Below are 13,202 nucleotides of genomic sequence, written 5' to 3'. Positions count from 1 at the left end.
GCTGAAAAAGTCCATTGGTTGGTGTGGTTCGGGAGTCGGGAGTCGGGAATCGGGAATCGGGGGAGATGGGGAAGATGGGGAAGATGGGGAAGAAAAATCGCTCCCTTGTCTCCCTTGTCTCCCTTGTCTCCCTTGTCTCCCTTGTCTCCCTTGTCTCCCTTGTCTCCCTTGTCTCCCTTGTCTCCCTTGTCTCCCTTGCTGATTGGTGTTGGGTTATCACCCAACCTACTTTAAGACTTCTTCTAGTTTGTGTTGTTGCCACAGTGATTTATACAAGCCCTCTTGTTGTAACAGTTCTTGATGACTTCCGCTCTGTACAATCTTACCTTGATCCATCACTAACAAGCGATCGGCTTGCGCGGCTGCTGATAATTGATGGGTAATAAAAATAACTGTTTTTCCTTCCACACCCGTTGATAAATTGCTCAGAATATCCGTTGCGGTGCGATTATCCACACTAGAAAGGGCATCATCTAAAATTAACACTGGTGCATCAATTAATAAGGCTCTTGCTAAAGAAGTCCGTTGCCGTTGTCCACCAGAAAGGGTGATTCCTCTTTCCCCGACAATGGTTTCATATTTTCTCGGGAAATTCAAGATTTCTGGGTGAATTTGTGCTTCTTTTGCGGAAGTTTCAATGAATGATGAGTCAGCATAAGGATCGCCGTAAGCGATGTTATTACCAACGGTCATACTGAATAAAAAGCTATCTTGCGGAACGTAGGCGATCGCGCGTCTGAGATCAGATAACTGAATTTTGGTGATATCGTATCCATCTAAAAAGATTTGTCCTTCTCCGATATCCAATAAACGAGGAAGACTATTGGCTAAGGTTGATTTTCCCGCACCAATTGATCCCACTACGGCGACCACTTCCCCTGGTTGAATGGTAAAGTTAACATCAGAGAGAGCGGGCTTTTCGGCATTCGGATAAGTGTAGGTCAGTCCTTTGGCTTCTAAATGTCCTTTCACCGTTTCCATGGGGAGGGAAATCGCCTCGGTATTGTCTTCGATTTGGGGTTTGGCGTTAAAAATGGCTTCCACTCGATCGACGCTCACTGCTCCTCTTTGATACGCGGTAATGGTAAAGCCAAGAAGGGCGATCGGAAATACGAGACGTTGTGCATAAATGATTAACGCCACAAAATCACCGTTAGTAATATCACCGCCACTGATTCCTCTTGAGCCAATTCCTAATAAAAACAGTAAACTCAGGGAGGCTAACCCTTCAATTACAGGAAATAAAATGTTGCGAGTGCGTGCTAATCTGAGATTCGATCGCAACAGACGTTGATTTTTTTCCGAGAAGGCTTGTCGTTCATTGTCTTCCTGTGCATAAATTTTAATTAGAGAAATGCCGCTCATATCTTCCTGAATTAACTGACTGATATCAGAAAGATTTTCTTGGACTTCCTGTTGTTGAGCGCTAAGGTTGTGACTAAATAGTTGTACAGCCACGAGAATAAATGGATAAGGGGCGATCGCCAGTAAGGTTAAGCGCACATCGATCGACAACATAAACGGTAAAGTAATCCCATAAGCAAATACCGTATTCACCAAACTCAACACCGCAAACCCTACCAGACGGCGGACATTATCCACATCACTGGTCGCCCGATTGATCAAATCTCCCGACGTATTCATTGCAAAATAAGCGGGTTCAAGGCGCAGTAAATGCTCAAAGATGTTTTGTTTCAGGTCATACTCTACCTTACGCCCGACCCCAAAAATCCAGATACGAGAGAGCATTCGTAACCCCCACATCAAAGAAGCAAGGAGAATAATCGCTCCCACATAGTACCAAAAAAGATTACTCTCAAAAGACTGATCAACACTATCCCGAATCAGAAGGGGAATCCCTGCGCTCAGTAAATTAACCGCTAATAACGCCCCAATGCCCATGAGCATTCGTTTCCGGTGGGGGCGCAAGTAAGAAATAAGTTTTTGTAAACGTGAGTGTGCCATGTTATACAATTTAACAAATTTAACATTCTCGTAGAAATCAATCTTTTTGTGGCAAAAAATATGGTTTTATTTTCTCTCTGTTTTCTCGGTTTTGCCCTCAGTCTGGTGACAGTTGCTTTCCTCAAGCGCCGTTTTGGACAACTCCTATTAGATATTCCGAACGATCGAAGTTCCCACACTCAACCGACTCCGAGAGGGGGAGGATTAGGCTTTATTATCGCTTTTGCCACCACCTGCGCGATCGCGCTATTTTTATCATTTTCCCTACAATGCTCGGATTTTCGGCTCAATTTAACCGCTCAACAATGGCTTTTCTTCTCCCTTCCCCTGATTCCTCTAACGATCGTGGGAATTATTGATGATCGTCAAGGGGTAAAAGCCAGCATCCGTTATCTTGTACAAATGCTGTCGGCGGGAATTGCAGTCAGTCTTTTCCATCCCTTCCCCCAACCTTGGCTCAATTCCTTTGGGAATGTCGGAACGATCGTTGCGTTTCTCCTGACTGTCATTGCGTTTACTGCGTTTATCAACTTCTATAATTTTATGGATGGATTAGATGGGCTAGTGGCTGGCGTAACGATGGTACAAATGAGCTTTCTCGCCATTTATCTCCATGAACCTTTTTTATGGGTATTTGTCGCCGCTCTGATGGGCTTTTTGTGGTGGAATTGGTCTCCTGCTCAAATTTTCATGGGAGATGCTGGTAGCACGGTTTTAGGTGCGACAATCTCACTCTCACTGCTTGCTCCTGATCTTGATGCGAAAACAGGTTGGTCAGCGATTGCGGTGATTCTGCCTCTGGTTGGTGATGCAATTTATACTTTAGTTCGTCGGTTGCTTCGTCAAGAAAACATTTTTCAGGCTCATCGCACTCATTTATATCAACGATTACAAAAACAGGGATGGTCACATCAGCAAGTTGCTCTTGCTTATATGATGCTAACCGCTCTCAGTGCGGTTTTAATTGGTTTCTGGGGACTATTTGGGGCGGGAATAACGGTTTTGCTTGTCATCGCCTCGATCGCGCTGGGAGAAGTTGTTTTGTTGAAACCTCTGTCAATGAGTAAGTCTTAAAAATTACTAAAAATTAGTTTTTAATCGGACTGGCTTTCTTCGCTAAATAAGAACGGTAGTTGGTTTCTAAATTGATCCACACCTCAGAAGATATTTCTAAAGTCTTGCTTAAATCATTTGCGATTTCAGTTGTAATTTCTTTGTCCCCATTAAGAATTGTCTCAATGCTTTCTAGGGGATACCCCATTTTGTCAGCTAGATCATCTTTTGTCCAATTCCGTGCTTCTAATTCTCGATTTAAAATTTTCCCAGGGGTTACGATTCTGGCTGGAGTTAAGTTTTTATTCATCCTTTAATCCTCCTCAAATAATACGGGGGGTTATTCCCCCCTATACCTAAGCCTTAAGTCGGTGGATTACTAGCAGAAGGACGACGTTCAATGACGCGATCGATCAAACCATATTCCATTGATTCTTGAGGAGACATAAAGAAATCACGCTCAGTATCTTCTTCAATACGTTCCAACGGTTGACCCGTATGTTCAGATAAATAATGATTCAACTGTTGTTTAAGGTAAAGAATTTCCTTAGCTTGAATTTCGATATCAGTAGCTTGACCTTGCGCTCCTCCCAAAGGTTGGTGGATCATAATCCGAGAATGAGGAAGACTTAAACGTTTCCCTTTTGCACCCGCACTCAGGAGAAAAGCTCCCATACTTGCAGCCAGTCCTAAACAAATTGTAGAGACATCTGGACGGACTTGGTTCATGGTGTCAAAAATCCCTAATCCTGCACTTACCGAGCCACCAGGAGAGTTAATGTAGAGATAAATATCTTTTTCTGGGTCTTCTGCTTCTAAGTAGAGCATTTGCGCCACAATCAGATTCCCAATTTCATCATCTACTTGTTGTCCTAAAAATATAATTCTCTCTCGCAGCAAACGAGAATAAATATCGAAGGCGCGTTCGCCACGACCAGAGGTTTCAATTACGGTAGGGATCATACGTTTCGCTTTTAAGTTTGAATTGTCTTCGTTGAATCAATTGTAACGAAATTCCCAATTCACGCTAGAAATCTCATTGACCGTAGGGTGGGCAATGCCCACCCTACAAGATGTAACATCTACCTTTTAAATTGTTATTACTTGGTGAATTCTTAAAAAAAGCCTCTCATTCATGAAGACCGTACGGTTTGCCTTGCCCACCCTACAAGATGTAACTGTCGCACTGATTGCTGTTGGGTTTCGTAAACTCCACCCAACCTACTTACTTGGTGAATTCTTAAAAAAAGCCTCTCATTTATGAAGTTATGTAAAGTGTGATTAAAAACAATAATTAGGAGCGCGATCGCCCAATCCATCTCAAAAAAAGCAACAATACTAAGGCTTCAGAAACATTAAGAGAAATTAATAAAAGTGGTCTGTATTACCGACTTGCTCGCAACTAACCTGAGAAATTAAGTAAAACTTTCCCTTTTGTGTAAAGTTATATTGCTAATCACTCATCTTCATCAAGGTCATCGCTATACTGAGTTGTTAATAGGTGAAGCGGTCGTAACCGCATAAAAAAAAAGAAATTTATAATTCTGTCTTTAAAAAATTGGAGGTCAAATCAATGCAATTAACTCAAAAACAAGGTTTAGGTCAAAATCAACTTGCTATTATCAAGAGCTTTGGGATTTGGTGTTTTACTCTTACCGTGTGCTTTTTAGTGGTAGGATTTCCTTTAGTCGCCGTCATCACAGCGATTACTTCCGTCTTTGCGATCGCGCTTCAATCCCTTTTACCCGTGAGTGCGGTTTTACTGGTTGCTAGTAGTGTAATTGGCATTAATATCGGAGCAATCTTCTTAATTGCTGCTGGCTTAACTCTGAAAGGAATCCACCCTCAAGAAGTCAGTTGGTTACGCTGGTTACATGGCAAAGGAAGCCTAAAACAAACGGCTCAGTTTGCGGCTTGTCCGATTACTTGTGGCTTAGTAAAACAGTAATCTGACAAAACGTAGGTTGGGTGGAGTTTACGAAACCCAACACCAATTATAATACGAAATCTATCCATGTTTGCTACAAATCAACACCTTTGTGATCCCCCCTAACCCCCCTTATTAAGGGGGGAAAAGAAATTGGTGTGTAGCGTTCTTTTTGGTTTTCATATAAGCAATTACCTAAACCTAAAATTAGGGTAAAAAATTTACAGCGTAGATCAACTACGCTGTTGTTTTTGTTGTTATTTATCTAAATTGTAAAAATCCCTTCTGGTCGCACTGATAATAATTTCCGTTGCTGTAATCCCTGTTTGCTTAGAATCCCATTCGCAGCTAAAAATCCACTACTAACCGCACGTTCCATTAAACCGCAGGGAAATGGCATTTTTACCCAGTCTCCTGCAAAGAGAAGGTTCGGAATTTCGCTTTCCGTTTCAGGACGATTGGCGTAACTTCCAGGGGGATAGCCAGAGAAGTTTTTCTGATTCACTAATTCTCGATGTAACATTGTCGCTTGGGTTAATTCGGGAACAATCTCATAAAGTTCCTTCTCAAACCGATCGAGCAGTGATACTTGATCGGGAAATTCCGTTTCCTGATAACAGTAGGCGTGTAATTCCACGACACTGCCGCCTGTTTTTTCGTGCCAGGCGATATATTCGGTTTGGATGCGATGATAAAGACAGATGCTGTCGGTGAGGTCATAGCCAGAAAGTGAGGAAAAATTGCTATGTTCCCATGCAAAATCTCGATCGAGCCAGAATCTCGCCACAGCAAAGGGATCAGCCACTGCTAATTCCTGAATTTGTTGACTGGCTTGCGGATTAATTTCACCTGCTGCGAGGGAAAACAAATGTTTCACCCCAGGAACATCAGTGGCGAAGACAAAATAATCCGCATTTAAAGTGTGTTCTCCACTGTCATCGGGATTCTGTCCCACCAATTGCACCGCATCAGTCTCTTTTTTGACCACATTTAAACGCGGTAAATCTTGCTGCGCCGGACCACTTAACACTTTACCATCGGCAGCGAATAATGAGCCGTGACAGGGACAGAGAAATTGACCATTTTCCTGTCTTTTCACCGTACAACCCTGATGAGTACAGGTTAAAGAAATCGCTTCGGTTTCCTCTTCTGTGGTGGTGTAAACGCGATCGCCCGCCCCATAATAACCTACAGTGTCATCACTGAGATGAGGATTTTTATCCACCCAGAAAGGGGCTTTTGGTTGCGCTGTTCCTTCCTTATACTGAAGGCTAACAATTTTGTTCTCCTGACATTGTAGTTGCGTGACTTCCGCTTCTGTTATGATCCGACCACCGTTATTTTTTATGGCCGCTGCGATGGGAGTAACAATACTGGTACCCATATCATCATTTGTGCCATTAAACGCCAGCCCTTCGGGATTTCCAAAAAAGTAGAAATGGAAAAACTGCATTAATTCCCCAAGGCTTAACTTTTCTGGTGCATTCAAGCTAGATTTAGCAAAAGGAAGAAAATAAAGATCATATAATCCTCGCGGAAAACTTCCCTGTATCCATTCCGCAACGGAAACATCATCCAAACGTTGAAAACTATTGGGAATCCTAAAACCACCAATTTCTCGAAAAACCTCCCAATGTTTGGGATCAGTTAAATTAATTCCCCAACGGAGACGATTTGAGGAAGAAATCGCTAAATCGACAATATTCCAGGGAAAAGCAGAATGGTTAGGACGGAAATTTTCTGGGTTATATTCCCCGTTACGAAAGACGACAGAATAAAAATCGAGAGAGTGAAGATTATTTTTGATCTGGAGTTCTTCTAAAAGACCATTGAAATTATAGTATTGGGGGAAAAAGCCATGAAACCCATGTTCCATGCGAAATGATTCCTCTCCCACTTGAATGTCCCAACTGGCAATTTTACCACCGAGTTGAGGGGATTTTTCCAAGAGAGTTACCTGAAACCCCCGTTGACTGAGTTCGTAAGCACAGGCTAACCCTGCTAAACCCGCACCGACAACCACCACGCTTTTTTGGGATTGTAGCTTGGTTGGTAGGGTTAAATCACTGGTTTGCGCGATCGCAGGCTGTGGTTTAGCGAAACGAGAGTAACCAATCGCACCCGTCACAGTTCCCACCCCTAACAGTTGTAGAAGTCGGCGACGAGAAATTGACGAAAGTAAGGGAAAATTAGATGATTGACGTTGATCCATAAAAAAAACAGGATAATTCCTCACACGATGAAATATTGGCGTGAAACTACCGCAGTCGCCCAACGCATTTTATTAGAATTAGGACGACGGCGACGCAGTTTAATTTTTTGGGGGATTTTCCCCATGACAATTTTGTTGCTAAATGGTTTTATTTTGGCAGAACGGGCTAATTTATCCACAGCCGAAGCCTTTAAACAAGCTGCACCAGTGACATTAGTTGGGGCAGCGCTTTTTTTTAGTTGTTTAGGGGGAAGTGTCGCCACTGTGGTTGCAGAGAGAGAACAAAACACACTCAAACGCTTATTCCTCTCCCCGTTAAGTGGTTTATCCTACTTCTTGGGCATTTTTCTCGCCCATGCTTGTATCGGAATTGGTCAAGGAATACTCGTGTATTTAGTCGCTGCATTTTTAGGAGTCCGTATTGAACAGTATTTGTTTTTGGGTCTATTTGTCATTTTAATGAGCATTTCTTCTTATGTGGGCTTAGGGTTCATTTTGGGGACTCAGTTCGCCCGTCGCACAGAAGATGTCAATGCCTTAGTGGCTGCGTTTGGCGTTCCTTTACTCATTTTAGGCGGAACATTTCTCCCTGCTTCTCTCTTTCCTGAAGGTTTGCTTAAGATTGCTCGATTTAATCCCATTTATCATCAAAATGAGGCATTATTAGGACTTTGGGGAGAAGGGGAAACCTTCGCAGCGATTCAATTTCATTTTTGGTTTTTATTGGTGTTTACCTTCTTGATGATGGGAGGCGGTTGGTTGTCTTATCAGGGAATGTTACGACGGGAAAGGAGATTATAATTGGTGTTGAAAATTGAAGGACTTTCTAAGCGTTATCAGTCACGAGAGGTGTTAAAAAATCTGTCTCTGACTGCTTATCCACAAGAGGTTTATGGGTTATTGGGCCCCAATGGTGCTGGAAAAACTACGACTATCAATATTTTATGTAATTTATTAGAACGGGATTCTGGCACAATTGAGTTTAATCAACAACCGATTTCTGAAGAAACTAAACCTTTAATTGGCATCGCGCCGCAGGAAAATTTACTCTATAAAAGTCTCTCTTGTGAGGAAAATCTTAATTTTTATGCTCAATTATATGGGTTGAGTCGAAAGCAGCGAAAAGAGCGGATTGATTGGTGTTTAAATGCGGTGAAATTGCTCGATCGATCTAAGAGTATTGTTGCTGATCTCAGTGGGGGAATGCAACGTCGTTTAAACATTGCTGTGGCGTTAGTCCATGAACCGCAATTAGTGATTTTAGATGAACCAACAACAGGATTAGATATTGAAACTCGTTATGAAATTTGGGGATTAATTCAGGAGTTACAAAGAGAAGGGATGACAATTTTATTAACGACTCATTTACTTGATGAAGCGGAAAAATTGTGTCAACGCATCGGAATAATTAAAGCGGGAAAAATGATCGCTGAGGGAACATTAGACAGTTTAAGACAAGTGATTACAGCCCAAGAAATTATATTAATTCAAACTTTAGAAACAGAGAAAGCAATTCAACGAGGAAGAGAACAAGGGTATGTTTCTCGCTATTATGGAAAGCAATTAGCGTTTTGGCTTCCTGAAACTAAAGACTTAAAAACAATTATTGATGAATTTACAGGAATCTCGATCGAATCAATTACCCGTCAACCCGTTAACTTGGAACATATCTATTTAGAAATAATGCAAAGTCAACCATGAAAAAACGAATTCCCCATCAATCACTATTTTTAATTAGCTTCACCTTCTTATTCAGCCTTTTTTTACTATTTCCTAATTTTGCCGAAGCGGCAGTTCGGAAAGTAGAAGAAACAGATGGACAAACCCTTTATAAATCCCTGAATCAATTACAAGATTCCCAAAAACTATCTTGGCAAATTGTGCTGTTTAAGCGAGAAAAAGGAGACACCAAAGGAAAAGTTAAACTGCGATTAGTCGGTTTTCCCAAGCAAACAGAAATCACCCATCCTGCACCATTAATTTTAGAAACCGATCGGGCAGCTTGGCAAGCGGAAGATTTATTTGCAGAAAACTCTCCAGCGCCAAACGTTGGACAATATAACCTTTCCGAGATTATTAGCGAACTTTCCCAAAACGAGAATCTCCTGCTAAAAATTCCCGATGGAAAAATGACAACCCTAAAAGTTCCAGGGGTGATCATTTTAGAATGGAAAATTGTTGCTGGTAACAATTAATTTTTCCTGATACTGCTGTCGATATACAACCTAAGATGGATTTATCTTGATTAAATAACTATTAAGTTGTTAAAAGTCAGTCGTTAAAAGGTAAAGAAATGACTTTATTATTTCGTAAATTGGTCTTAGGAGTGACACTAATGGCACTCGTCTTAGGATTAAATGGTATAGTAGCACAAGCGGCAAACGCTGAAATAACGAAGATAGAAGAAGGAGAAAATCAAGTCGTTTATCAATCAAGACAAAAATTATTTGATCGTCAGAATAAAGCCTGGCAAGCGATCGGATTTCAACGTATTAAAGCAGAAGAAAAACAACATTTTACAATTCGTCTTTCTGGCTTTCCAGGAAGAACAAAAATTGCTCATCCTCAACCCTTAACCGTAAAAGTGCCAACGGGAAAAACGTTTTACGCAGAAGATATTTCCGCAAAGGCTTTTGTTGATCAAGCTCCGACAGGTAACATTGGTCAATATGATTTTGAAGAGATTATTTCCGAATTACCCAACGCTTTAGAAGTAGTGTTTTCTGTCCCCACAACAGACGGAAAAACGCTGGAAATGCCAGTTTCTCCCCTATCCATTCAAGAATGGAAAAAAGTAGCACAAAAACAGTAATAGTGAAAGCAACGAATCAAAAAGGAGTCTTAAAAATGTGGAAACAATTACTAGCAATCTCTCTTAGTTTTTTCTTTTGGGTGGGAGGATTCACTAACCTTGTAGCTAATAACTCTCATCTTAATCAGGTTTTAGCAGCAACCGTTTCTCCAGAAATAGAACAAGCAGTGGATAATTTTCTCACCGAAATTCCGAGAGGATTTTATGGGGTAAAAGATGTCAATGAAATTGAAAGACTGGTAGAAAAAGAAAACGCGCAATTAATTGATGTTCGTGAACCTTTAGAATATGCAAGAGGACATATTTTAAATGCAGTTAATATTCCCTTGCGAGATTTAGCGAAAAAACAGGACAAAATTGCCACAGACAAGCCTGTGATTTTATATTGTTCTGTAGGTTATCGTACCGCGATCGGGCTTGCAACCTTACATCTTCTTGGATATGACAATGTTTTGGGATATCCTCCCAGTGTTCAAGGCTGGAAAGCCGCAGGAAAATCACTTAACCGTTAATTATAGTAATAATGAACAGTGACCAATGACAAATTTTGTTGGGTTTCGTCACCTCCACCCAACCTACTTCTTAGTGTTGGGTTTCGTTACCTCCACCCAACCTACGTTTTAATCAAAATGGTATGAGTTCTGATTAGTTCAAACCTACCGCTTCCGAGTCAGTAATACAATCGAGCATTCTCACCGTCGCAGCCGCCGCGTAATTCCGTTTAGCAGGCTGATCAGGAGCAAAATTTGTTCCCAACTCGTTCAATGGAGACGCAACACCACAATAAGCAGACATTTGAGTGACTAAATCCGCTGCCCAATGATTGCTAGTATCACTAAAACTAATCGGATTTTGCGTATTAGGAAGGTCTCCCATTTCTCCCAACTGGTTACGAGCATATTGAGCAACTTTATTTTCTACTGCGATTAATTCCGCACGAGTCACAGGTTGCGTAGGGCGGAAACTACCATCAGGATAGCCACTGACAATATCATTTTCTTTCGCCCATTGAATTTTTCCCGCACTCCACCGATCGGCATTAACATCGGGATAGGGAGCGTTATTCGTTTGCTCTGAAACCGTTAAATTCAGTTCAGGAACAGCTTTTAAGGCTTCGATCGCGATCGAAACCAGTTGTTCTCGCGTTAACTCTGCTTCTGGGCGAAACGTATTATCCTGAAAGCCAGAGACAAACCCCATCGAAACCGCCGTTGCAATTTCTTCGCGGTAAATATCACGCCGCACATCAGCAAAAGGAACATCAATCGGTTGCTCTCCAGTCGTCTTCGCTAAATAAACATGACCGAGGGTTCGATCTTCATAAGTCCGTTTCGCAAAATTCCACTCTGGATTTAACTGAATTTTCAGATAGCCATCAGCCATCCCATTCGTGCTTCCGACTACAACTTCCTCACCTTGAGCGCCACGAGGAGTTCCCACTAAGAGTAACTCATTATTTCGTTCCACTACCTGTAACAACAAATCTAAACCATAATCTTGTCCGTCAATACGAATCGAATAACCATTACTATCCGTCGCACGTCCACAGATACCGCTAAAATTGAAATTTAGTAAAAGTGGATCAACCACAACTGGGTTAGAACCGCTTTCACTCCAACAGGCTTTTTCATCTGATTTTTGTTCAATAATGAGCAGTTGATAGTTATCTTGACCAAAAGGAGCGGCTACCGCAACATAATCATTTTGAGGAACATCTTTTGCTCCAAAGGTTTGTGCTTCACTGGGTTGGGAAGTCAAAATTGTTGCCAGAGCCGTAGCTGTAGCTGAAGCCGTAAATTGTTTTAAGCGCATAAGACTGTTTACGATAAACTCATCAATTAGGTTGGAACTTGCATTGTTTTTCCTTTGACTGTCTGGTCAAAAGGAATCGTGCTGATTGTAACCTGTTTTTATCAACTTATATTACTCTCTTTCATGTTATTTCGGCTAAATCTCAGTCCAATTTTTTCAGCTTCACACACTTTCCGAAACTTAAGTTGGGAAAAGCTAACCCAAAACCCAACGCCAATCATGTCGATTGGGTGGAGAGAAATCGTAACCCAACATCTTAATTTAACAGCCAATCATGTCGGTTGGGTGGAGAGAAATCGTAACCCAACATCTTAATTTAAGAATTACACAACACAGAATGATGAGTCAACTATCGAGTACCTTTACCTTATTTCTCAGTTTAATCGTTGAGGCTTTTCCCTTTCTATTAATGGGAGTCATTTTATCCAGTTTCTTAATTCTATTTATTGATGAAGGACAACTGATTCAATCCTTACCCAAAAATCCGATTTTAGGGGCTTTAATGGGAAGTTTAGTTGGTTTTGTTTTCCCTGTTTGTGAATGTGGAAACGTTCCCGTTGCTCGTCGTTTACTTTTACAAAGAGTTCCGATTTCTGTCGCGATCGGGTTTTTATTAGCCGCTCCCACCATTAACCCGATCGTTATTTGGTCAACTTGGATCGCCTTTCGAGGTCAACCTGAAATCGTCGGCTTAAGAGTCTTATTTTCCTTATTAATTGCGATAATTATTAGTTGTATCTTTAATGTTCAAAAAGATGTGAAAGAACTGTTACAACCGACCCTTGCTCGACAATTAAAATATTACTATAAAGACGTTAAAACTAATTCTAAACCTCAACCACAGCAATCACAATTATTGCAATCAGGAACATTTATTCTTAATTCTACAGGTCAACCTGTACCGTTACAAACCATCGAAAGAGTTCGCAGTCGTCCGAATTTTTTTAGTAAAGCTAATGGCGTAACATTTATAAATAACCTAACTCAGGAATTAAGAGAATTAGGAGGAATTTTAATTTTAGGTAGTGCTTTTGCTGCAACAGTTCAAGTTTTCACACCGAGAGATTTAATTTTAGGATTAGGACAAAGCCCAGTCAGTTCAATTTTAGTAATGATGTTGTTAGGAGGATTGATTTCGATATGTTCTACCGTTGATGCTTTTTTTGCGCTGTCCTTTTCCGCCACATTTACCACCAGTTCTTTATTAGCTTTTTTAGTTTTTGGTCCGATGATTGATCTCAAAAGTGTGGGCTTACTTTTATCAGTTTTTCCACCAAGAATCATTTTTTATCTGTTTGCAATTGTCGCTCAATTAGTCTTTATTTTCACCCTAACCTATAGCTATCTATCAGGTTAATTGTTTTGTGATCGTTGATTTCAATAATATAATCTTATTTTTTAAAACCCCTGAAAAAGTCCCC

General features: G+C 40.9%; 14 protein-coding genes. 9 read left to right on the top strand and 5 right to left on the bottom strand.

The genetic code is table 11. The features are described from left to right. The first annotated feature begins 21 nt into the window (after nucleotides 1-21). Nucleotides 22-234: a hypothetical protein gene (locus DACSA_RS22045; protein WP_156800679.1), complete on the top strand. Its 213-nt coding sequence runs from the start codon at nucleotides 22-24 to the stop codon at nucleotides 232-234. On the opposite strand, the gene DACSA_RS05865 is transcribed toward DACSA_RS22045, so the two are convergent. Beyond that, on the bottom strand, nucleotides 226-1,965 hold the full coding sequence (locus DACSA_RS05865) for an ABC transporter ATP-binding protein (RefSeq protein ID WP_015228866.1): 1,740 nt from the start codon (nucleotides 1,963-1,965) through the stop codon (nucleotides 226-228). The two genes, DACSA_RS22045 and DACSA_RS05865, sit on opposite strands and share 9 nt — an antisense overlap. A 60-nt stretch (nucleotides 1,966-2,025) precedes the next feature. On the opposite strand from DACSA_RS05865, the gene DACSA_RS05860 reads away from it, so the two are divergent. After that, the gene (locus tag DACSA_RS05860; RefSeq protein WP_015228865.1) at nucleotides 2,026-3,039 is read left to right on the top strand and encodes an MraY family glycosyltransferase; all 1,014 of its coding nucleotides are present in this window, start codon (nucleotides 2,026-2,028) and stop codon (nucleotides 3,037-3,039) included. Between the two features lie 13 nt (nucleotides 3,040-3,052). Here DACSA_RS05860 and DACSA_RS05855 read toward each other — a convergent pair whose 3' ends face one another. Next, entirely contained in the window at nucleotides 3,053-3,328 is a 276-nt protein-coding gene (locus tag DACSA_RS05855) for a helix-turn-helix transcriptional regulator (protein WP_015228864.1), read from the bottom strand. A 53-nt stretch (nucleotides 3,329-3,381) separates the two neighbouring features. Beyond that, nucleotides 3,382-3,981, bottom strand: a complete 600-nt coding sequence (gene clpP / locus DACSA_RS05850; RefSeq protein ID WP_015228863.1) for an ATP-dependent Clp endopeptidase proteolytic subunit ClpP — start codon at nucleotides 3,979-3,981, stop codon at nucleotides 3,382-3,384. A gap of 610 nt (nucleotides 3,982-4,591) precedes the next feature. Here clpP and DACSA_RS05845 point away from each other — a divergent pair. Beyond that, nucleotides 4,592-4,966: a hypothetical protein gene (locus DACSA_RS05845; protein WP_015228861.1), complete on the top strand. Its 375-nt coding sequence runs from the start codon at nucleotides 4,592-4,594 to the stop codon at nucleotides 4,964-4,966. Between the two features lie 244 nt (nucleotides 4,967-5,210). Here DACSA_RS05845 and DACSA_RS05840 read toward each other — a convergent pair whose 3' ends face one another. Then, nucleotides 5,211-7,157 carry an FAD-dependent oxidoreductase gene (locus DACSA_RS05840; protein WP_015228860.1) on the bottom strand — a complete coding sequence of 649 codons (1,947 nt, stop codon included), beginning with the start codon at nucleotides 7,155-7,157 and terminating at the stop codon, nucleotides 5,211-5,213. Nucleotides 7,158-7,184: 27 nt separating this feature from the next. Between DACSA_RS05840 and DACSA_RS05835 the strand changes: the two genes are divergently transcribed. The 5 genes from DACSA_RS05835 (at nucleotide 7,185) to DACSA_RS05815 (ending at nucleotide 10,481) form a co-directional block, all read left to right on the top strand. Then, nucleotides 7,185-7,958, top strand: a complete 774-nt coding sequence (locus DACSA_RS05835) for an ABC transporter permease (protein WP_015228859.1) — start codon at nucleotides 7,185-7,187, stop codon at nucleotides 7,956-7,958. A 3-nt stretch (nucleotides 7,959-7,961) separates the two neighbouring features. Beyond that, nucleotides 7,962-8,858: an ABC transporter ATP-binding protein gene (locus DACSA_RS05830; RefSeq protein ID WP_015228858.1), complete on the top strand. Its 897-nt coding sequence runs from the start codon at nucleotides 7,962-7,964 to the stop codon at nucleotides 8,856-8,858. After that, a complete protein-coding gene (locus DACSA_RS05825; protein ID WP_015228857.1) occupies nucleotides 8,855-9,352 on the top strand; it encodes a DUF3122 domain-containing protein in 498 nt (165 codons plus the stop codon). The genes DACSA_RS05830 and DACSA_RS05825 overlap by 4 nt, the downstream gene beginning before the upstream one ends. 98 nt (nucleotides 9,353-9,450) lie before the next feature. After that, nucleotides 9,451-9,969: a DUF3122 domain-containing protein gene (locus DACSA_RS05820; RefSeq protein WP_015228856.1), complete on the top strand. Its 519-nt coding sequence runs from the start codon at nucleotides 9,451-9,453 to the stop codon at nucleotides 9,967-9,969. A 2-nt stretch (nucleotides 9,970-9,971) separates the two neighbouring features. Continuing rightward, the gene (locus DACSA_RS05815; RefSeq protein WP_232225217.1) at nucleotides 9,972-10,481 is read left to right on the top strand and encodes a rhodanese-like domain-containing protein; all 510 of its coding nucleotides are present in this window, start codon (nucleotides 9,972-9,974) and stop codon (nucleotides 10,479-10,481) included. Nucleotides 10,482-10,614: 133 nt separating this feature from the next. Here the strand turns inward: DACSA_RS05815 and DACSA_RS05810 are convergent, their stop codons facing one another. Beyond that, a complete protein-coding gene (locus tag DACSA_RS05810) occupies nucleotides 10,615-11,781 on the bottom strand; it encodes a DUF3747 domain-containing protein (RefSeq protein ID WP_015228854.1) in 1,167 nt (388 codons plus the stop codon). 340 nt (nucleotides 11,782-12,121) lie between these two features. Between DACSA_RS05810 and DACSA_RS05805 the strand changes: the two genes are divergently transcribed. Further along, nucleotides 12,122-13,138 carry a permease gene (locus DACSA_RS05805; protein ID WP_015228853.1) on the top strand — a complete coding sequence of 339 codons (1,017 nt, stop codon included), beginning with the start codon at nucleotides 12,122-12,124 and terminating at the stop codon, nucleotides 13,136-13,138. The last annotated feature ends 64 nt before the right edge of the window (nucleotides 13,139-13,202 follow it).

The sequence above is a fragment of the Dactylococcopsis salina PCC 8305 genome, assembly GCF_000317615.1.
GTDB lineage: Bacteria > Cyanobacteriota > Cyanobacteriia > Cyanobacteriales > Rubidibacteraceae > Halothece > Halothece salina.
The sequence above is the reverse complement of the archived record's forward strand: the minus strand, read 5'-3'. Positions and strand labels throughout refer to the sequence as shown.

Coding starts and splice junctions, on each gene's coding strand:
- DACSA_RS05865 (WP_015228866.1), bottom strand. CDS start 1,965: ATGGCACACTCACGTTTACAAAAACTTATTTCTTACTTGCGCCCCCAC.
- DACSA_RS05860 (WP_015228865.1), top strand. CDS start 2,026: ATGGTTTTATTTTCTCTCTGTTTTCTCGGTTTTGCCCTCAGTCTGGTG.
- DACSA_RS05855 (WP_015228864.1), bottom strand. CDS start 3,328: ATGAATAAAAACTTAACTCCAGCCAGAATCGTAACCCCTGGGAAAATT.
- clpP (WP_015228863.1), bottom strand. CDS start 3,981: ATGATCCCTACCGTAATTGAAACCTCTGGTCGTGGCGAACGCGCCTTC.
- DACSA_RS05845 (WP_015228861.1), top strand. CDS start 4,592: ATGCAATTAACTCAAAAACAAGGTTTAGGTCAAAATCAACTTGCTATT.
- DACSA_RS05840 (WP_015228860.1), bottom strand. CDS start 7,157: ATGGATCAACGTCAATCATCTAATTTTCCCTTACTTTCGTCAATTTCT.
- DACSA_RS05835 (WP_015228859.1), top strand. CDS start 7,185: ATGAAATATTGGCGTGAAACTACCGCAGTCGCCCAACGCATTTTATTA.
- DACSA_RS05825 (WP_015228857.1), top strand. CDS start 8,855: ATGAAAAAACGAATTCCCCATCAATCACTATTTTTAATTAGCTTCACC.
- DACSA_RS05820 (WP_015228856.1), top strand. CDS start 9,451: ATGACTTTATTATTTCGTAAATTGGTCTTAGGAGTGACACTAATGGCA.
- DACSA_RS05810 (WP_015228854.1), bottom strand. CDS start 11,781: ATGCGCTTAAAACAATTTACGGCTTCAGCTACAGCTACGGCTCTGGCA.
- DACSA_RS05805 (WP_015228853.1), top strand. CDS start 12,122: ATGAGTCAACTATCGAGTACCTTTACCTTATTTCTCAGTTTAATCGTT.